Origin of the sequence: Odoribacter splanchnicus DSM 20712, from assembly GCF_000190535.1 — a bacterium.
Classification (GTDB): Bacteria; Bacteroidota; Bacteroidia; order Bacteroidales; family Marinifilaceae; genus Odoribacter; species Odoribacter splanchnicus.
Genome location: NC_015160.1, coordinates 606,096 through 625,355, shown reverse-complemented (window position 1 = coordinate 625,355; position 19,260 = coordinate 606,096). Strand labels below are relative to the sequence as shown.

Annotated in this window: 19 protein-coding genes and 1 pseudogene; 5 read left to right on the top strand and 15 right to left on the bottom strand. The window is 47.1% G+C overall.

The features are described 5' to 3' along the window. Positions 1–64: 64 nt before the first annotated feature. From tnpB to ODOSP_RS02525, 15 genes and pseudogenes are all read right to left on the bottom strand, one after another. Positions 65–448 (bottom strand): IS66 family insertion sequence element accessory protein TnpB, encoded by a 384-nt coding sequence (gene tnpB / locus ODOSP_RS02595; protein WP_013610374.1) that lies wholly within the window; start codon positions 446–448, stop codon positions 65–67. Beyond that, entirely contained in the window at positions 436–852 is a 417-nt protein-coding gene (gene tnpA / locus ODOSP_RS02590; protein ID WP_013610373.1) for an IS66 family insertion sequence element accessory protein TnpA, read from the bottom strand. The genes tnpB and tnpA overlap by 13 nt, the downstream gene beginning before the upstream one ends. Positions 853–1,106: 254 nt before the next feature. Further along, positions 1,107–2,759, bottom strand: coding sequence for a fimbrillin family protein (locus tag ODOSP_RS02585; RefSeq protein ID WP_013610854.1), 1,653 nt, complete (start codon positions 2,757–2,759; stop codon positions 1,107–1,109). A gap of 29 nt (positions 2,760–2,788) precedes the next feature. Then, the gene (locus tag ODOSP_RS02580) at positions 2,789–4,516 is read right to left on the bottom strand and encodes a fimbrillin family protein (protein WP_013610853.1); all 1,728 of its coding nucleotides are present in this window, start codon (positions 4,514–4,516) and stop codon (positions 2,789–2,791) included. Between the two features lie 120 nt (positions 4,517–4,636). Then, complete coding sequence (locus ODOSP_RS02575) at positions 4,637–5,578, bottom strand: fimbrillin family protein (protein WP_244264135.1); 942 nt, start codon at positions 5,576–5,578, stop codon at positions 4,637–4,639. 120 nt (positions 5,579–5,698) lie between these two features. Continuing rightward, positions 5,699–6,589, bottom strand: a complete 891-nt coding sequence (locus tag ODOSP_RS02570) for a FimB/Mfa2 family fimbrial subunit (RefSeq protein WP_013610851.1) — start codon at positions 6,587–6,589, stop codon at positions 5,699–5,701. A gap of 15 nt (positions 6,590–6,604) precedes the next feature. Continuing rightward, positions 6,605–7,663, bottom strand: a complete 1,059-nt coding sequence (locus ODOSP_RS02565) for a DUF3575 domain-containing protein (protein WP_013610850.1) — start codon at positions 7,661–7,663, stop codon at positions 6,605–6,607. A 199-nt stretch (positions 7,664–7,862) separates the two neighbouring features. Then, positions 7,863–8,987, bottom strand: a complete 1,125-nt coding sequence (locus ODOSP_RS02560) for an AraC family transcriptional regulator (RefSeq protein WP_013610849.1) — start codon at positions 8,985–8,987, stop codon at positions 7,863–7,865. Between the two features lie 207 nt (positions 8,988–9,194). Then, positions 9,195–9,584: pseudogene (locus tag ODOSP_RS02555) on the bottom strand (hypothetical protein); the annotation flags it as partial. 49 nt (positions 9,585–9,633) lie between these two features. Further along, positions 9,634–10,791 (bottom strand): 6-bladed beta-propeller, encoded by a 1,158-nt coding sequence (locus ODOSP_RS02550; RefSeq protein ID WP_071823572.1) that lies wholly within the window; start codon positions 10,789–10,791, stop codon positions 9,634–9,636. A gap of 388 nt (positions 10,792–11,179) precedes the next feature. Next, entirely contained in the window at positions 11,180–12,082 is a 903-nt protein-coding gene (gene miaA, locus ODOSP_RS02545; RefSeq protein WP_013610846.1) for a tRNA (adenosine(37)-N6)-dimethylallyltransferase MiaA, read from the bottom strand. 89 nt (positions 12,083–12,171) lie between these two features. Further along, positions 12,172–12,813 carry an IS1096 element passenger TnpR family protein gene (locus ODOSP_RS02540; protein ID WP_013610845.1) on the bottom strand — a complete coding sequence of 214 codons (642 nt, stop codon included), beginning with the start codon at positions 12,811–12,813 and terminating at the stop codon, positions 12,172–12,174. A 12-nt stretch (positions 12,814–12,825) separates the two neighbouring features. Then, positions 12,826–13,149 (bottom strand): CCC motif membrane protein, encoded by a 324-nt coding sequence (locus ODOSP_RS02535; protein ID WP_013610844.1) that lies wholly within the window; start codon positions 13,147–13,149, stop codon positions 12,826–12,828. 239 nt (positions 13,150–13,388) lie between these two features. After that, complete coding sequence (locus ODOSP_RS02530) at positions 13,389–13,691, bottom strand: DUF2752 domain-containing protein (protein WP_013610843.1); 303 nt, start codon at positions 13,689–13,691, stop codon at positions 13,389–13,391. Positions 13,692–13,703: 12 nt separating this feature from the next. Next, entirely contained in the window at positions 13,704–14,795 is a 1,092-nt protein-coding gene (locus ODOSP_RS02525) for a pyridoxal-phosphate-dependent aminotransferase family protein (RefSeq protein ID WP_013610842.1), read from the bottom strand. A gap of 249 nt (positions 14,796–15,044) precedes the next feature. On the opposite strand from ODOSP_RS02525, the gene rsfS reads away from it, so the two are divergent. From rsfS to ODOSP_RS02500, 5 genes are all read left to right on the top strand, one after another. Continuing rightward, positions 15,045–15,449, top strand: a complete 405-nt coding sequence (gene rsfS / locus ODOSP_RS02520; RefSeq protein WP_013610841.1) for a ribosome silencing factor — start codon at positions 15,045–15,047, stop codon at positions 15,447–15,449. Positions 15,450–15,584: 135 nt separating this feature from the next. After that, positions 15,585–17,492: an ATP-dependent zinc metalloprotease FtsH gene (gene ftsH / locus ODOSP_RS02515; protein WP_228026222.1), complete on the top strand. Its 1,908-nt coding sequence runs from the start codon at positions 15,585–15,587 to the stop codon at positions 17,490–17,492. Continuing rightward, the gene (locus tag ODOSP_RS02510) at positions 17,489–17,692 is read left to right on the top strand and encodes a putative signal transducing protein (protein WP_013610839.1); all 204 of its coding nucleotides are present in this window, start codon (positions 17,489–17,491) and stop codon (positions 17,690–17,692) included. Before ftsH ends, ODOSP_RS02510 begins: the two co-directional genes overlap by 4 nt. Beyond that, positions 17,685–18,500, top strand: coding sequence for a phosphatidate cytidylyltransferase (locus ODOSP_RS02505; RefSeq protein ID WP_013610838.1), 816 nt, complete (start codon positions 17,685–17,687; stop codon positions 18,498–18,500). Before ODOSP_RS02510 ends, ODOSP_RS02505 begins: the two co-directional genes overlap by 8 nt. A gap of 100 nt (positions 18,501–18,600) precedes the next feature. After that, a complete protein-coding gene (locus ODOSP_RS02500) occupies positions 18,601–19,257 on the top strand; it encodes a phosphatidylserine decarboxylase family protein (protein WP_013610837.1) in 657 nt (218 codons plus the stop codon). The last annotated feature ends 3 nt before the right edge of the window (positions 19,258–19,260 follow it).

The window sequence follows — 19,260 nt, the reverse complement described above, 5'->3', positions numbered from 1 at the left end:
CATTCAATATCCTGTTTGATTGTATAAAGGTAGTGAAAAACAACCGGAAAAGCAAGCCGGCAAGCTATTTGTTTACAGATATTTGCCAGTGTCTTTTCAGATCGGAGAGCCGTCTTTGCCTTCCCTTTCGTTTGTCCTCGTTGATGCCTTCCACCATGATGACAAGATCACTCCAGGTCATGGGGTACGAGTGGGTTTCAGGATCATAAGCGGGGATTTTAAAAGTTCCTTCCTCAAGCAGTTTCTCGTACATCACCAGACCTCCCGTTTCTGCGTGCAGAAGCTTTATACGGTTTTTCAGCCTGTTGATAAAGATGTACACATCTCCATTCCGGACATCCCCGTTCATTTTTTCCCGGATCAGACCGCTCAAGCTGAACATGCCCTTACGCATATCGGTACTGCCGGGGCATAAAAAGTAACGCATGGAGTCGTTCAGGCAAAACATGTTCCACACAGTTTAGTGAGCAGGCTCAAAGCGGCTTTACAACCACCCGTGCCCTTAAATTTCATTTTAATCCCGTTGGGAAGCTCCAGGGATATTTCCGAGTTGTCAGTACATTTACCGGAAGTTTTCTCTGTCTTTTGCGGGCACAAGGCAGGTTTGGACTGGAACGTTGGTGCAGACACATTGTTGTTGTCTATGCTTATCGGAACAAAACCATCCATGCCAGCTGTGGGGACACTTCCGGATTTAAGCTCCTCGTCCGATATATTGAAACGTGAGCGCCAGTCGTAAAACTGGGAACGGTTATATCCTTCATTCGCACAAAAATCCTTTACCGTTAAGTTGCTTTGGCGTTGTCGAAGAAGAATATGGAAAAACTCCTCCCTTGTCATATATTTTGCCATAAATCCTTTTTGCACACAAAGATAAACGGGAAAGGATATTATGACAAGATGTATTTGCTCAACCGCTTACTTATCCTTTAAAAAAGCAAATTCTCACCACGGCAGACCTTGCAAGCTCGACCTGCAACAAAACTCAACAATATCTTTCTATTCTTCTTATCCCAACAGAAAGAAGAGCATACAACACTTCCTCCTTTCTTTATCCGGATACTGTCCTAACAGCTTTTGGAAACAGTCGTCAGTACACCGGTTTCTCAGAAAGCAAGGACGGGACGCACATTGTCACTGCCGTCGAATTTACTTGCCCAGATGCAGCGCACCATGCCTTGGAAGTTGTTCAAAATCCAGTACCATGTGTGGTACTTCGAGTGCTCCGAAGACGAACAAAACGAGACGAGGTTGTTGAATGTATCCTTGTCCCCAACGGCGATATTCTCCATCCATTTGTTCAAAGCGGCGGGAACATCTCCTTGGCTCTTCCAGAGGAATTCTCCAGCGATGTCTGGCGAGGTTTGCTGGGTAACGTCCGCCAAAGCCGGACAACCGCCCAGATTTTGCAGGATGTCCCACCATTGGCCGGAGGCTGGAAGATACCAGCCGGTCGTGGTCGCAGGAACCGGACAGGTCGTGTTATAATCATAGGCGGCCTTGAATGCGGGATAACTGTCGAAGTTGCCGCGATTGGTGCGGATATGCTCGCAATTTCCGTAACCGCTGATGTCGTTGTAGTTATCGGCTTTCGTCCTGCATGTTGTAAGCCCCTCATCCATACCGAAAAGGCCCCACGCTTGTCTTGTCGCGATATTCTTCACAGCCATGACAAGGCCATGGACATTACCTTCTCCGCCTAACTTCTCTTTTTCCTTTGCACCGATACGGCTCTTGTCCGTCTGGAAAACGATGCCGACGACTTTAGCCGCCTGCACCGTCGTTTCGTCCGCCTCTTTCGGAATCAGATACCCCGTCGTACCGTTATTTTTCGTGCAGTAGAAGTCTCCGATGCGGGCAATGCCCGATTCGGCATAGGTGACGTTCTTTATGGTTTCCGCCGCGCCGTCCACCTTGTATCTCTTGTATTCCCCTACGACAGGATGGGACGCGGACGTGGTGATGGTAAACTCCCTGTTCCCCCCGTCATAACATCCCTCGATAGTCGGCATGGACGAGTGCACCAAGTAGCGGTAAGTGCCGTCAGCCATGCGCAGCGGCTTGGCGGTGCCTGTGAACGTAGCTTCTGCCCCCACGGTGTAGTCGGGAACATTCGCGTCGATAAACTTGTAAACGGTCTTCGGCATCTCGATGACGGCCAACGCCATGCGGTGTTTCATGGCGAAAGAGAGGTGGATGGTGTTGCCCGTCCCTGTCGTTGAGCCTCCGGCTGTCATCAGGTCGGAGGCGGTGTAAGCGGCATGGGTGCTCTGGTCGTCCCCGGGTTGCCAGCCATCAATGAGCGGCTTGAAGAACTCGGCATCGGTCATGACCGCCCCCTCCGCAGGTGTGGCAGTCTTGCCCGCCATGTCCGCCTGATAAGGATAGTAGAGGTAGTAGCTCTCTCCATCCATTCCGGCGGCAAGCGTCGTACCGTCGGTTTTCCACATGATGCCGCCCGTGGCGGCATCCTTTTCGGCTGTCAGCTTCACGTTTGAATAAACCGGCTTTCCGCCGCGCACCATGTAGAATCCGCAGGCATCGCCTTCGGTGAACTCGGTGGTGTAGCCGTTCTCCACGGCACGGGTCTCGACACGGGTTTTCATATTCTCAACAGCCGATGTATATCCGCCATCGGTAACGGAGATTGTCAGTTGCTGCGCCTTGTCTTGCACGGCAGGGAACTCTTCTTGCGTGCAGGATACAAGCAGCAGGAGCAACGCAGCTTGCAAGAGGTGGTATATGTTTTGTATCTTCATATTCTTAAAGGACTAAATAGGCAAATAGTTCAGAAAGCAAGGACGGGACGGACAGCGTTACTCCATTTCTTATAGACAAAGTCGCAGCACACGTAATCAGAGGAGTACACGTTCCAGTTCCGTGCGCGGAACTGATTTAACTCCGATGACGACCAAAAACGGTCACCGGTGGTAAAATCATTCTTGCTGTCGGCTGCAATTTTATTCATCCAAGCATTCAAGGCAGCTGGAACATCGCCTTGACCTAGCCAACGGAAATCACCGGAATCCGACGAGGTTTGCTGACCTTTATCCGCCATAGCCGGACAACCGCCCAGATTCTGAAGGATGTCCCACCACTGACCGGAGGAAGGAATAAACCAGCCTGTGGTATTACGAGGTGGGCGGTATTCATTTATACTGTACATATCATTCCATTTCTCGACGGCTTCGAAGGCCGGATATGCCTCAATTCCACCGATACTATTTGCATGGTCAAGAATCTTGGTGTAATTGTGCAGACCGCTGATGTCAGAGTAGATTTCAGACTTGGACCAGCAGTCTTTCACGTCTTCCAAATTATTCTCTTCATGGCTCCATTGGATATCTGTTGCGGTGTTCTTTAAGGCCATTACAAGGCCATGCACATTCCCTTCGCCCAATTTGGACTTTTCGGCAGTGCCGATACGGCTCGGGTCCGTCTGGAAAACGATACCGATGACTCTTCTTTCTATTTCACTTTTTGTTTGGAGTACGGGAGCAGGCTTGGGGCTTGCTATCTTCATACTGCCGTCAGTATAGATTTTGCGCAGGCCGCCGTCGCTCCAAGTCCCGTCGGAATAGAAGTAGTCGCCGATTTTAAGTTCGTCAGCTGTGAAACTTTGCTTTACCTTTTTGGAGGTGACGTTCTCCTCGCCACATGCAACCCACGTGCCACCGGTCACCGCCTGCACGTCTATTCCGCTTGCTTTCACGGTGATGGTGTAGGCATACCGCTTGCCACCGAAAAACCCAAATTTGCCGGCAGCTTCTGTTTCGGGAGTGTAAGTAAAGTCATTGCTGCCGATGCTGATTCGGACGAGCGGCTTACCCGTCATGTTCTGTGGCGGCACCAATGCCTCGTATTTCTTCGTTGCGGCATCGTAATAGGGCTTTATCTCGCCGTCCGATTGGTCTCCCGGTGCAACCAAGCCGGCGGTTGAGTGCGTTAGCGGGTCTCCGAAAATGGTGACGGTCGCACCCTCCAACTCCTCTTCCGTAATGCCTTCGCCAGCTTTGAGAATTACTTCGATTTTCGCCATGCGGTGGATGAAACGGAGATTTATGGCTTGGTCATAACGCCCTATGGCACTGGCGTACAGGACATCGAAAGCGGCGTACCCGCCACTTTGGTCGGAAATATCCGTTTCCGATTCTATGTCCGGGGTCCATGCACTGACGCGGGCTTCATCGGTGTTCTTCCAATAGAAGGCATTATCGGCATCCTTCGGGCTTGCATTGCCCGATGCGTCCATCACGTATGTTTTGTTACCAAACACGCCTTCCAGTGACACTCTAATCTCCTCGCCGCCCGTCCACGCATCCTTACCTCCGGCGCGGGTCTGCGGCTGCGCCACCTCCGCCGTCAGTTGCAGCGGGTACTTGCCGTCGGGCAGGGGCGCGGTGCTTTCATCCTCACTGCTACAGGAAGCGAGCACCCCACAGATGAGCATCACAACCGGCAACCAGCCGCCGATGCGCGGCCACGGCCTTCTCGCTATGTTCCTTATTATTTTCATATTGTCTTTATTTATTTCGTTTTGTGCCACTGCCCGTTGCGACGCGGGCTGCCGCACCATTTATTATATATGGCGTGCCTCCGTCTTACGCCTGATGCACGGCAGTGGCTTTCAGACACACTACATTTTTGCATCACCCGCATGGCTACCACCGTCGTTCCAGTTTTCGATGGTGCTTCCGCTAAGGGTCAGCCCCGTCTTCTTCACCGTGATGGTGTAGGTATAAGAATAACCGGCCTCCAACGCGGGTTTGATCATGTCCTTGTTGGAGTAGCTCTGGTATTCCCCGTCATCGGGAGATATCTCAAGCACCAAAGCGTTGGCGAGTGTCTGCGGGAGCAGGATCATGGTGAAAGTCATCACGCCCGTGGCGGCGTCAAAGGTTGCCACGCACTTGTCCGTGGCCGTCTTCGGGGCACCGGTGCACTGGCGTAACATCCAGTCGCTCACAACGCCGCCCGCGGTCGCGGCGGTACCGGTCTTCACATCGAACGTTCCCTCGTGAACCAGGCCGCCCAGCTTGTAGTCGGCGAATTCCAGCACGGCAGTGTCGTCGAAACCGTCGGTGTTCGACACCTGCACCTTGAGGATAAGACGGGCCATCTTGTGCTTGAAGGAGCAGTCGCTGCCGCCCGCGGCGGTGTTGTCCGTGAAGCTGACGGTCGGGCTGTCTTTATCGGCCTTGGCTCCCGTGGCATGGATGTAGTCCACCTTCTCCTGTTCCGTGGTCGTGGGCTGGTTGCTTGTATTTACCGTAATCTTCCCGTCTGTACCAGGCAGGGTGGAGGCGTTTGCGCCCGATGCGTAAGGCGCGTAGGCGGCAAAAGTAAACTCGAGGAAAGCGTCCTCGAAGAAGATGCCGCCACCCGCCGTCATCGGGGTGAAGTCCGCGTTGGTGCCGGTGCTCGTGGTCGCGTATCCCACGTTCTTGTACTTGCCGCCCATGGTCGTGGTCGTGCCAGGGGCATCCACCACCATCACGCCGATTCGGTCGGCGTTCCACCCGTTGTCCACAGCACGGGTCTTCGGCCCGCTCACGCCTGCCGTGATTCGTGCTTCCACCGGATTGTTCCGTACCTCGTTCTCTTGTGTACACGCAGCCAATAGCGTTCCGCTGCTGCAATAATGAAAAACCTCATGTTCATTGTCATAATCTTGTTTTTTTTGGAGAAATATTTATCGTCAGTTAGCATCCCCATTGCCGCTTTCTACCTCGTTCCAGTCCGTGATGATTGCGCCCGTTACCCCGGCCTCTACGGGCAAAAGCAGATTACCCGTGAGTTTAACCGGTTTGGTGCCGTTATTGAAGTCCCTTATGTCTTCGGTAAGGTCGCTCACTACCCGCTGCGTGTCACCGTTGTTGAAAGTGATGTCCACCGTCAGCGTATGCGTTTCCGTCGGGACGATGCCGAGCAGTCGGAAAAAGATTGTGAACTTGTTGCCGTCCTGCCTGAAAGCGTTTGTTACTTGTGCCGCTGCACTCCGGTCGCCTGTTGCCATATCCGCTGCCGAAGCCACGCCGGAGAGCGTTGCCGTAGCCGATTGTACACGGCTGTAGTCGCCTTCCGTGGCGGTCAGTTCGATGTCGAGCCTGCGCACGTATTGTCTCATCGGGGCGGTGACGTGCAGGGTGTCATCCGCCACGACGCTGATGTCCTGGTGCGAGGCGAAGAGGTAGCCGGGGTGCGGCTCTATTGCACCCGTCAGATCCACCGGATTCACCGTTGCCTTGTTTCCGTCGATACTAATCCCCTCCGGGGAGTTGTACACCGTCAGGCCGTAGCCACCGGGCGCGAGCAGCGCGTCGAACACGTTGGTCGCCGCGCTCACGTTCTGTTCCCTCCCGCCGATGCGCAGTGTGTATGCCTGCGGTATGTCCGCCTCGGTGCTCTTTCCGCTCCAGTCTGTGGTTACGACCACCGCCCCACGGTCGGGGTGCGGCGTGTCATAGAGGTCGTCCTTCACGCACGAGGTCAGTATGGTCACCGCACCTATTAGATATAATAAGGTATAAGCCTTTCCGTATGCTCCCGTATATTCCTTTATCTGTCGTATGATTATCGTTGTATTCATTGTTCCTCCTTTCCGCTAAAAGATGTTCCACACCAGGGTGACACCCGCCGAGACAGGGCCCCACCAGTTCTTTGTTCCGCTGCCGCGCCTTACCCTCACGCCGTTGATGACCACATACTTGTCATAGTCGGCATGGATATAGCCCAACCCTAAGGAGAAGTCCATCGAGAGGGCATTGTTCAGTTTCAGCACGTAGCCGCCGGTGATGCCGCCACCCATGATGTCGCCCTGCTTGCCGGTCTCCGACAGCTTGTAGTTGAATGAGCCGACTTTGTACATAGCACCTACGTAGCCGCGTTTCTCGCTGCCTATATAATAGCGGAGTTCCGGTGCCACTTCCCAAAGGGCGTATCTTCTGTCCTTGTCATTCCACGACCACGAAGTCCACGAGCCGTTCACGGATATTCCCCATGACGGGTTGATGTGCCACTCAATACCGAGGTCGGGCGTGAGGGTTGCCCAACGCAGCAGGTTGGCACGCAGTGATAATCCCAAAGTTGTGGATGATGCCGACAGTACGGATTCAGGCTGATTTTCCTGTCCGGTAGACACCTTTGCCCCCTCTGTGTCTTGGATTGTTTCTGTAGCCTTGTCGTTTTCACGGTGTGACTGTTCCTTTTCTTCCTCGTAACCGGGATGTGTATCCTCCGCAATAACCGGCACTTTCTCTTTCGGCAGTATGATACGCACCGTCACGAAGTCGCCCTTCGAGGCATGGTTACGGGTGATGAAGTTGTTTTCACGCAGTCCTTTCCGGGTAATCAACTCTGATTTCACACGGTTGGAACGTGTCCCGGCGATAGCGAGGCTTGCCCGTTCCGACTTGCCGGAGTTACAGTATCCGTCCACGTAAAGAGGCAGCCGTCCCTCCACTATATCCGGTTTGTTACTTTCGATACACTCCAGAAGACGCGCAAGTTCTTTGCCATTGTCATTCCATGGCACATAGAACATGTCTTTTCGCGGCACGAAGCGGAAAGTGTAGACCGTGTCGGTTTTCTGCTGCGCAAAAGCAGGAAAAGCTGCCGATGCCAGCCACGAAAACAAAATGAAGAATAAGATTCTTTTGCTCATTTTTATATGCTTTTTTATTTCCAATTAGGAATATCAGCATACAAAATAAGCGAATAGATTTTATTCTGCCCGATTCTTGCCTATAAAAATTGTCTCAATTGTCAGAATCGCATATTTTTGTGGTTTAGAACATTTCAGTTTTGTCGTTCAGACTATTTTTTGTCGTTTAGGCTATTTCTATTAGGCATAAAGCAGTGCATTATTCCGCCTCTGTTTTCCTCCATTTGACAGGAGTACAGCCTGAATTTTCCTTGAACAGCCTGATGAAATGGCTTGGGGACAGAAAGCCGGATCTTTCAGAAATGTCAGCAACCGTCAGCCTCGGATATTGCGCAAGCAGGCGTTTCGCATAATTGATGCGGAGACCGGTAATCCAATCGCGGAACGATGCACCATACGTCGTTTTGATATACTCAGACAGATAGGTGCGGTTAGTCTGGAGCATATCAGCAAGTTTCTTTATGGTAAGGCCGGACTGGATATAACCCTCCGCATCAATCCAGCCGTTTATTTTCTCCGCCATTTCGGAATGGTATGACGGGTTCTCCAGTTTCTGTATCTGTTCCAGTTTGGTGTCACACGGGTCTTCCTCTTCAGAAATCATACCATCTTCCATTGCGGTTTCCACCTGTTCGTAAAACAGCAGATAATTCTGGTAGCAATGGTAGAGATAGACGTAAAACGGAATTGATGACAGAATCCATATATAAACGTATTCATCAGGCAAAAATGTAAGCAATCCGCATCCAACTCCGAAGATAAGAGCCCAATAAGTAAAGATGGACAGCCATTTTATATATGCGCCTATATCATCGGCATGTGTGTCATCGAAAATCCGGACAGCTCTGCGGTATGCGACAATGACTCTGCGAGACAACACCAGTCCGTAAACCACCAGCCATGCTGCCAAAGCCAGCAAAGTGCTTTTCTGCACTATTCCATCCGGAAACAACAATAGGACAACCCCGGAAAGTCCGGAGAAGATGATCCATAGAATGATATGCGTCCGAATCCTTTTCCGTGTGATATAGAAACGGTCAAGCAGTGTTATCAATGCTGAACTGAAAAGGTAGTAGCACAGAAAATAGGTGGACAGATTCATCAATATGGCTGCATGGACATTTTTGAACCTTATCCCGAAGAAGAAATGTACCGAATAGTTTGCCGCAAGCAATAACAACGCCATACCCATTATCCGCCGGGAGCGTAGGTAATTCTCAAAAATGGCCTTTTCCGGGGTTTGGGCCAGCAAAAAATAAAAGCCGAAGAACAACATCAACGGCAGCGCAATACAAAGTGAATAACTGTATATAGATGGTTCCATTTTATTATGCCTGACTATTTTGGTTGCAAAATTAGCGAAAATACTGAAAATATGGCGGATTTGCCGTGACGATTTACTTTCAACACCCTATTCCTTGATATAAATTGGAGGATTTTACGTATGGAATCCCTGTTATACCATATTGATGGAAAAAGGCAGGAAAAGGAACGGTATATTCCCAATCCTGCCATACATATCCACACTCGTTCACATTTTTATTCCTTTCGGTTTGCATTCGTCACGAACGTTGAATCCCGGCCGTCCGATAACGACATGGTCGGCAATGAAATTCCCAGACGGACTTCGCTCATTCGCCGGGCTGCGTATCAGCGGAGCTTCTTCGGTGGGTTGTGACGGTACGTTCCGTACACCTTCCGTATCCGGCTTGACCTCCTGCCCGTCATTCTCCTTTTCGGCGACTTCGGGCGTGGGCGGCGCAAGCTCCAACTGTATCTTGCGGTCGAGCGCGGCAAGTTCGGACTTGAGTTGCTTCAGCTCGTCCTCCTTCTTCCACACCTTGCCCGCTATCTCCTGCAACTGCGGAACCTCCTTTTCCAGCACCTCGTTCTTCGCCCTGTACTGGTCGATGGTGGAGGGAAAACAAAGGGACGGGGGTAATGTTTCATACATAACACCAGAAAATTGCTCAAAATGAATAAATCACAATACAAGGATTGCTATCTTCCTGTATGCCGGAAAATTCTTCTCTCATCCGTTGTATCTGTTTGGGATACTTCTCTTCAAAATTGACATATTCATTTCCTCCTTTCAAATACGTACACATATCCGAGGCACTGACAGAGGTTATTATATAATCCGAAGTGATGTCAATCATACGCCCAAAGGAAATAAAATACTTTCCGGTATAAGCCGTTAGTTCACAAACCTGAGACTCCCGATTGTTCTTATTATACAGGTACAAGCGATTCTGACCGGCTGCCAGCACCCAATAAATATAGAAATCCGGAGTTTCCTGGAATTTCTCTATGGTTGTAATATAATCCGGATTGCGTGTATATTCTTTGTACTCATCATATGAAAGTTGTTCCGCTGGCAAATGAAATTTTCCAAAACGTACCGTATGGTCAACACACATATCCTTCCCCTGGCAACGATAAATGTTAAAGTCTGTAGGTGCTATATAATACAACGAATCCTGGTATGTGGAAAGCGAATGGATACTGGCCATTTTACTTTCCCAGCGGGAGTCTATTTTCATATACTGACTTTCGATTTCGTACCGGGAATTCATTGCCCACAAATTGTATGGTTGGTTTTTATCTTGCGAATAGTTGCCCATATATCCGATGTAGCCGTTTTCCAATGAGACCATTTTAACAAATGCTTTCGGAAGACGGATAGTCTTTACCAAGCGGTATTCGTCCACATCAAACACCAATAGCTTTTCGTCTATTCTTGACAATAAATTCAAGGTCCGGTTCCGGGAATCGATAAACATATCGGATAATTGCAAATATTCTTCTGCCCCGCGTCCTTTCCTGCTTATTTTATGCAACAATTTACCCTGTAAGTTAAAAATATAAACCGCTTGCTCAGGAGAAAAGGTGGCGACATACAGACGGGTTTCGTAAAAGATGACCTTATCAATCTCTCCTATCAGAACCGAGTCGTTTGTTTCCAAAGGAACAATAGTACAATCTTTTAACAAACCCATTGTATGAACATCCTTCATCTCTTGAGTGAAATCGAAATGGATGCAACGAGACACTCCAGATGGTTTAGTCCGACAACCGGATAACAAAATGATAATGGCAATCATTACCATACAACTTAACTTTTCCATGATGAAAACAACATTATTTCTGTTTCTTATCCTGTCTTCCCCCCTTTTTATGGTTAAACAAACCCAATAAATATAGACATCTATTTATATCGTATATCCCTTTTCATTATTCGATTTATATACTTAACAAATATTATTCTATATTTCTGAAAAGAAGACAGCCAAAAGTCCGAAAAGGGTTGTTCGGGAAATGATTTTTACAAATAACGTTATTTTTATATAAAATCAACCCATTGATGAAATTAATAATTATATTCAAAATAGATATACCATTGATAGTTAACGACTTAAATATAATCAAAAAACAATTCTCAATTTGCATCCAAGCGAATACGGCGGTAAATTGTTTCGTGGGAAATATTCATATCATTGAATTCTGTCAATACATCTACCCTATTTTCATTAACCGAATCGCCTCTACGATACCCTCGTAATCGTCGGGATGAAACCAACGGATATCGTCATCGCGCCGGAACCAGGACAATTGTTTGCGGGCATACCGCCGGGAGTTGCGCTTGATCAGGCGGACGGCTTCGGCATAATCGGTCTTTCCCTCGAAATAATCGAACAGTTCTTTATAACCTACGGTATTCAAGGCATTCAAATGACGCAAAGGCCACAACCGCCGGGCTTCATCTTCCAGTCCTTCCTCCAGCATCAGGTCTACCCGCCGGTCGATCCGGGCATACAACTCTTCTCTTTCGCGGTTCAAGCCGATACGAACAATACGGAATCCCCGGTCTTTGGGGGTGTTTTTCCGTAGCGAAGAGTAGGGTACACCGGCCATGCAACACACTTCGACAGCATGGAGCACCCGTTTTCCGTTGTTCAGATCGACCTGTCCGTAAAATACAGGATCCAATTCTTTCAGCATCTGCCGGATACTTTCCAAACCTTCCCGTTCATATACCTCCATCAGCCCGGTTCTCAATTCAGGAGAAATGGTCGGAATATCGTCTATACCTTTACATACGGCATCGATATACAGCATCGATCCACCGGTCATCAGGACCACTTCCTTCTCCTGAAATAATTCCCGGATCCGCTCCAAAGCCTGCACTTCGAATTGCCACGAATTATAATAATCGTGCACCGAGATCGTTTGGATAAAATGATGCCGGACAGCAGCCAATTGACCGGGTGAAGGCACTGCGGTCCCTATCCGCATTTCTTTGTAGATCTGCCGGGAATCACAAGAAATGATTTCCGTACCGAACGCTTTGGCGATACCGATACTGAGATCCGTCTTTCCCACTCCCGTCGGTCCCAATAAAACAAGTAGTGTTTTCATCCTGACTGATTTTCATGACAAAGGTTACAAGTGTCCGCATTCATTTTTGTGACCCTTGTAACCTTTGCAACCAAGTAACTGAAAAAAAACTATAGTTTATCTATATAATCGTCCAGACTTTCATAGCGGTCGTCATACCCATCGTCGTCGCCATAACTATCGTCCCTATAATCGTCGTCTTCATCACCGAAGCGAAAATCTTCGTCATCGTCGTCTCCTCCCCTTCTGCGGCGTCCGCTACCACCGAATTCCTCCATAAAACTATCGTCATATTCGTCGTCGTCTTTATCGAAAGCCCAATCTTCATTGGCATCGTATTCCGTCTGATGAGGCAATTCTCCTTCGCAATAGACACACAAGGGCAAAACATCGGCAGAATCCCCGATATATTCCCCCGCATATTCGACTTTCAGATACTGATTGGCAAAGAAATCATATACATATTCCAATTCGATGCAACTGGCATTTACCACTTCACGGATGGTCGTAACATCCATCACCAGCGTATTATTATCTTCTTCATCGTCGGCCGACATTTCCATCAGAGCAATTTCTTTTCCCCGGTTTCCCATTTTATCCAAGGTAAAAAAGGAGGCCATCTGCGAACCGTCGAAGTTCAATGTTTCCACCAATTTATCGTGCAACTGCTGAAAAGTCTGCTCACCGTTAATAGCTATTTCACACCTAAAATCATTACTGTCTGGTTTACTGATCTCAAATCTGTAGTCCATATTATTAAGTTTTTATAATCCAAAACTAGCAATACCTATGCCGGCAACAATTCCCATTAATACTAAAAGTAATACCACGACCACAACCCCCGCAATGCAGATGGAAATAATCCCGCACACCCGGCCTGCATTCACATTCTTGAATGAAGACTCGGTATATTCATCCGGCGACTGCAAATACAGTTTCCGTTGTCCCCCGGCCAAGACTACGGCAATGATCCCCAATATCAAACCGAAGAACCCGTAACACCAACAAAATATCAGGGACAGAATTCCCAAAACCAATACGACCGTCGCATTGGGCAGGTCCTTTTTCGCTCCATTCATTATTTCCATAATACACTGATTATTAAATTTATATTCTGTTTCCTGTTTTTACCTTCCCTCCTCATTTCTTCTTCGGTTTATCGCCTGGTTCATTAAAGCAAATATGAAATTAAAATTATTATCAAACAAACAAAAACGACATTTTTTAACAACCCGGCCAACATTTTTTTCATATCGGTTCCTCAGGAATAAATTCGAGCTTAGGATACGACGACAGGCCGATAAGGTTACAGGAACAAGCATACAAATCAAATCACCTGCCCCATTCTTATAAACCGGAATACATAAACGAGGAGAATCGTAGCGACACAACAAAATCCGGTTCCTTTCAAAAAACCGGCAGAGATCTTTCTGATCCCACAACAACGTCCGATCAGAAACAGGCCGAATGCGAAAAGGGGAACTATTCCCGGCCAGCTAACGACCGCTGCCTGTATATTTCCTTTTAACAGGAGTAACAGCGCAGTCTGAAATCCGCAACCGGGACATTGGATCCCCCAAATCTCCCTGAAAAAACAGGGCAACTGATGTGCCTCCAGCCATTCGATCATGCCGTTATACGCTTAATTTCCCCGGATTACCCCTTCGAGAATATCCATCGCTTCTTTCACCAGATTGAGGTTGGCCTGAGTCCCCATATGTCCGATACGGAAAACTTCTCCTGCCAGACATCCGTAGTTTCCGCCGACCACCAGGCCTTCGGCCCGCAAACGTGTATCCAGATTCTTCCAGGATATTTTCTGCGGAACGTAGACAGCCGTCACTGTAGGAGAAGGTACAGCATCCATTGCCGGATATAATTTCAATCCCATTTTAACGATCCGCTCCCTGCAATATCCGGCCACTTTCTGATGACGTGCGATCACTTTGCCCAATCCTTCTTCCAGAATCAGTTCGCAAGCCTTATTCAACTGTGCGGTTCCTTGCCAATAAGGAGTATAAGGGAAATAAGCATTTTTTACCGCTGTACGGAAAGGTAAGAGGGCATCGTACCCCACATATCCCACTTCTTCGATTATTTCCCACGCCCGGTCGCTCACCGACAAAAAAGACATCGAAGCCGGTGCAGACAAACATTTCTGCGAAGCCCCCAGACAGAGGTCGATATGCCATTCATCGGTTTTGACTACGCTGCCCCCTAATCCGGAAACCGCATCTACATATAATAAAGGTACGGCATATTTTTCTTTTAAGGCCCCGATTTCAGCCACGGGATTCATCGTCCCGCTCGGCGTCTCGTTTTGTACCATCGTAATCATTTTCGGCTGGAATTCCCGGATGGCCTTTTCAATCAGATCAAAATCGGTAAAGGTCTCGTCGAATCCGAATCCGACCGTCCTTACCTCACAACCGATAGCCTCCGCCATTCCCCCCATACCGTAACCGAAAAGCCCGGTCGACAACACCAACACTTTATCCCCCGGTAACAAACAACTCTTCAAAGCACTCCAAAGCGCCAACATCCCTTCACCGGTTTGTATAACGACACTATTTTTCGTCTGCATAATTTTACGCAGCGATTTTTCAGTGGCCTTATACAGATCGATATACTCTTTTTCCAAGTCGGCAGAACCGAAATTCTCCTGCCCTGCCTCCAAAACTTCCCGGGATACAGAAACAGGTCCCGGCACCATAGGAATTCGATATATTTTCATCGTTTAAAGTATTTAGTAACTAAAGTAAAAACATACAAAAATATTCTTTTCACCTGAAATAACGCTAAAATAAAAAGAATGATTCAAAATTATCCATATTTCATGATTTTTTCTAATTTCGCATCATATGCAGTAACCCGAAAACGACATAGTAGAATTGAAAAAAGGAAACAAAGGTTTTCTGGCACAGTTTTTCGTTTTTAGTTGATAAATAGTATATATTTGTAGCTTGAAAAGTTATAGTCAAAAATGTTAAAAACGGAACAGGTAGTAAATAAAATTATTGAAGCGCTGGAAGATAATAAAGCGCACCGGATTGTAAAAATCGATTTAAGAAAAATAGAAAACTGTTTTTGTAGTTTTTTCGTAATATGTCATGGAACTTCCGGCACGCATATTGCAGGGTTAACCGATGCTGTTGAAGAAAAAGTGAGAGAAGATCTGGATGAAAGGCCTTTTCATATCGAAGGATTGAATGCAGCACAATGGGTAGTCGTCGATTATGGGGATATTGTCGTACACATTTTTGAAAAAGAATTGCGCGACTATTATCAATTGGAAGATTTCTGGGCAGATGCACAGATCACCGAAATAGCCGGAGAGCCGGAAATGCTCACTTATTCCGGTTATCATACGACAAACGGAACAAATTGAAAACAGTAAAGAATACAAATATTGCGAACATACCAAATGGCAGACAACAACGAAAACAAGAAAGACGGAGGATTCAATTTTCCTCCAGTAGGGGGAGGTAAAAATATCAAAGCTCCGAAATTCAACGGATATTGGATGTATATCATACTGGCAGTCATTATTATCGGATTTCAATTTTTCAATATGAATCCCGATCCGGTAAGGACAACCTGGCAAGAAGTCAAGACTAAAATGCTCGAAAAAGGTGATATCGAAAAGATTACGGTCATCACGAATAAAGGGCAAGCCCAGGTATATATGAAGCCCGATAAGATCGAGAATTACTCCCAATTGAAATCGCAGGGGTTCAAAAATTCCAGTCCCGGTCCTCAGTTTTACTTCTCACCGGGCCCGTTGGAAACTTTTTCCAAAGAATTTTCCGAGCTCCAGGAAAAGACTCCGGCAGCAGCGGATATCAAGATCGACTATGATCAGGAATACGACGGTTGGGGAAACCTCTTCTCTATCTTCTTCCCGATCGCTCTTTTGGTATTTATCTGGATTTTCTTCTTCCGCCGGATGAGTAAAGGGGGCGGAGGTCCCGGAGGAGTCTTCAATGTCGGCAAATCACAGGCCAAGTTGTTCGATAAGGACACCCACATCAAGATTACCTTCAAAGATGTAGCGGGATTAGCTGAAGCCAAACAAGAGGTGGAAGAGATCGTTTCTTTTCTGAAATCTCCGGATAAATATACCAAATTGGGGGGTAAAATTCCGAAAGGAGCTCTCTTAGTAGGTCCTCCGGGAACCGGAAAAACGCTGATGGCGAAAGCTATGGCCGGCGAAGCCAACGTACCTTTCTTCTCGATGTCGGGTTCCGACTTTGTGGAGATGTTCGTCGGTGTCGGTGCCTCCCGTGTCCGGGATTTATTTAAACAAGCCAAAGAAAAAGCGCCTTGTATTATCTTTATCGACGAAATAGACGCCATCGGCCGGGCCAGAGGTAAAAACCCCAACATGGGCTCGAACGATGAACGGGAAAATACGCTGAACCAGTTACTGACCGAGATGGACGGTTTCGAGACCAATTCGGGGGTGATTATTCTGGCTGCAACCAACCGGGCGGACATTCTGGACAGCGCCTTGCTTCGTGCCGGACGTTTCGACCGCCAAATCTATGTCGACCTGCCGGAATTGAAAGACCGGGAAGAAATTTTCAAAGTGCACCTGAAACCGTTGAAACTGGCCGGAGATGTGGATATCCCTTTCCTGGCCAAGCAAACGCCGGGTTTCTCGGGAGCCGATATTGCCAATGTCGCTAACGAAGCAGCTTTGATTGCAGCCCGTAAAGACAAAAATGAAGTTGAAAAACAGGATTTTCTGGATGCAATCGACCGGATTGTCGGGGGGCTGGAAAACCGCAGTAAAGTAATAAAAGTAAGTGAAAAGAAAGCCATCGCTTATCACGAAGCCGGCCATGCTACCGTCTCCTGGTTGCTCGAACACGCCCATCCCCTGTTAAAAGTGACTATCGTACCCCGGGGTAAAGCTTTAGGAGCAGCCTGGTATCTTCCGCAGGAACGTCAGATCACGACAAAAGAACAACTGCTGGATCAAATGTGTTCTGTATTGGGAGGACGTGCAGCCGAAGAACTCACTTTCGGTCAAATCTCTACCGGAGCACAAAACGACCTGGAACGGGCTACCAAACAAGCCTATGCGATGGTTACCATTTTCGGTATGAGCGAAAAGATCGGTAACCTGAGTTATTACGATTCCAGTGGTCAAAGCGATTTCAGTTTCACCAAACCTTATTCGGAAAAGACCGCAGAACTGATCGACAGTGAAGTAAAAGAACTGGTTGAAAATGCTTACAACCGAGCCAAAGAATTACTTAAAACTCATCAGGACCAACATCGGCAGGTTGCAGAGTTATTGCTCGAACGGGAAGTTATTTTCAGTGACGATCTGGAACGCATCTTAGGGAAACGCCCCTGGAAAGACGATGAAGAAGAAGAAACGAAGGAAGAGAAAACAGTCGAAAATGAAATAAAATCGCTATGAACGATTGGGTAGTTATTTTCGAAACCGGCCAGCTCTACCGGGCAGAGCTGGTTAAAAGTTTGCTTAACGATAACAACGTAGAAGCAGTGATTCTGAATCAGAAAGACTCCTCTTTTAAAATAGGAGCGATCGAAGTCATGGTTAAGAAAGAAGATAAAGGGAAAGCAGCAGCAATCATAAAATCAGTCAATTGTGAATAATTTCGGTAAACGGGCAATCAGCGGATTCCTATTTGTGGTGATACTAACAGCATGTATTTATATACATCCATTTTGTTTTTTTGCACTTTTTTTTATTATAAACATTATCGGATTACTTGAATTCAGCCATATGGCAGAGGTGATTCATATCCGGGTCAACCGTACCATGTGTATCCTCAGCGGGAGCCTGCTTTTCATTTCAGGGTTCATTCATAACTATTTCGGTTATAAAGAAGGTTATCTGTTTTTCTTCAGTGCCACATTCTTTATGGGGATTTGGGAATTGTACCGGAAGAGTACCCATGCTTTTCAGAATATGGCTTTCGGGATTTATGCTCTGTTTTATTTCACCCTGCCCTTTACTTTGCTGATTTACCTCCCCTACTTGTGTACGGGCAGGTGGCAACCGGATATTATCTTCTTTCCTTTCTTATTGGTATGGTTCAATGACACTTTTGCTTATTTATTCGGTTCGAAATTCGGAAAGCATAAATTATTTCCCCGTATTTCGCCTAAAAAATCCTGGGAAGGAACCATCGGAGGCGGACTCACGACACTGGTCGGCGGATTGCTTATCGCTCCCCATATCGAAGGTTTGTCTTATATCGATACCACCGTTATCTCGGCCATTGTCATTGTATTCGGTAGTTTCGGTGATCTCGTAGAATCGATGTTCAAAAGATGCATCGAGATCAAAGATTCGGGACATATCATGCCAGGTCACGGTGGGGTATTGGACCGATTGGATTCGATTTTGTATGCTTTGCCTGTAATCTTCGTATATATCGCCTTTAAATTCGGTTGCTGACCTATAGTAAACCGAATTTATTCGTTCGGGATATTAGCTTTTAAATCGAAAATTGATACCTTTGCGAGCTGATACCGTATAAATATTTAAAGTTAAAAATATGACCATACATAAAGCTGGATATATCCTGTTATTGAAAATTTTAATCGTGCTGATTATCCTTAATCTGGCATCTTTTTATTTCATCAATAATACCTCTATTGTCTATACAATTCTGGGGATTACGGTGGTTATGTATCTTCTTGTCGTCAATTTTTTCCGTTTTCCGAACCGGGTGATCATACAAGACGATAACACGATCTTAGCCCCTGCCGATGGAAAAATCGTCGTGATTGAAGAAACCGAAGAACCGGAATATTTTAAAGACCGCCGTCTTCAAGTCTCTATTTTTATGAACATTTTCAATGTACATATCAACTGGTTTCCCGTAAACGGTGTGATCAAGTATTTCAAATACCACAAAGGCAATTTTGCAGCGGCTTATCTACCCAAATCCTCGACCGATAACGAACGGACTACCATCGTTATCGAATGTAATAACGGTAAGACCGTTCTGATGCGTCAAATTGCAGGGGCTATGGCTAAACGTATTGTCTCTTATGCTCCTGTCGGAGGACAGGCCCGTCAGGATCAGCACGCCGGTTTTATCAAATTCGGTTCGCGGGTAGATCTTTTTCTTCCTCTGGGTACCCAAATAGAAGTGAAATTGGGACAAAAAACGACCGGTTCTCAGACGATAATCGGAACCTTTAAATAAATT

Bases quoted from the DNA above. Each gene is read 5' to 3' on its own strand.
- rsfS (WP_013610841.1), top strand. From the start codon at position 15,045: ATGTTAAAAACGGAACAGGTAGTAAATAAAATTATTGAAGCGCTGGAA.
- ODOSP_RS02565 (WP_013610850.1), bottom strand. From the start codon at position 7,663: ATGAGCAAAAGAATCTTATTCTTCATTTTGTTTTCGTGGCTGGCATCG.
- ODOSP_RS02535 (WP_013610844.1), bottom strand. From the start codon at position 13,149: ATGGAAATAATGAATGGAGCGAAAAAGGACCTGCCCAATGCGACGGTC.
- tnpB (WP_013610374.1), bottom strand. From the start codon at position 448: ATGTTTTGCCTGAACGACTCCATGCGTTACTTTTTATGCCCCGGCAGT.
- ODOSP_RS02530 (WP_013610843.1), bottom strand. From the start codon at position 13,691: ATGATCGAATGGCTGGAGGCACATCAGTTGCCCTGTTTTTTCAGGGAG.
- ODOSP_RS02525 (WP_013610842.1), bottom strand. From the start codon at position 14,795: ATGAAAATATATCGAATTCCTATGGTGCCGGGACCTGTTTCTGTATCC.
- ODOSP_RS02540 (WP_013610845.1), bottom strand. From the start codon at position 12,813: ATGGACTACAGATTTGAGATCAGTAAACCAGACAGTAATGATTTTAGG.
- miaA (WP_013610846.1), bottom strand. From the start codon at position 12,082: ATGAAAACACTACTTGTTTTATTGGGACCGACGGGAGTGGGAAAGACG.
- ODOSP_RS02500 (WP_013610837.1), top strand. From the start codon at position 18,601: ATGACCATACATAAAGCTGGATATATCCTGTTATTGAAAATTTTAATC.
- ODOSP_RS02560 (WP_013610849.1), bottom strand. From the start codon at position 8,987: ATGGAACCATCTATATACAGTTATTCACTTTGTATTGCGCTGCCGTTG.
- ODOSP_RS02580 (WP_013610853.1), bottom strand. From the start codon at position 4,516: ATGAAAATAATAAGGAACATAGCGAGAAGGCCGTGGCCGCGCATCGGC.
- ODOSP_RS02585 (WP_013610854.1), bottom strand. From the start codon at position 2,759: ATGAAGATACAAAACATATACCACCTCTTGCAAGCTGCGTTGCTCCTG.
- ftsH (WP_228026222.1), top strand. From the start codon at position 15,585: ATGTATATCATACTGGCAGTCATTATTATCGGATTTCAATTTTTCAAT.
- ODOSP_RS02510 (WP_013610839.1), top strand. From the start codon at position 17,489: ATGAACGATTGGGTAGTTATTTTCGAAACCGGCCAGCTCTACCGGGCA.
- ODOSP_RS02570 (WP_013610851.1), bottom strand. From the start codon at position 6,589: ATGAATACAACGATAATCATACGACAGATAAAGGAATATACGGGAGCA.
- ODOSP_RS02550 (WP_071823572.1), bottom strand. From the start codon at position 10,791: ATGGAAAAGTTAAGTTGTATGGTAATGATTGCCATTATCATTTTGTTA.
- tnpA (WP_013610373.1), bottom strand. From the start codon at position 852: ATGGCAAAATATATGACAAGGGAGGAGTTTTTCCATATTCTTCTTCGA.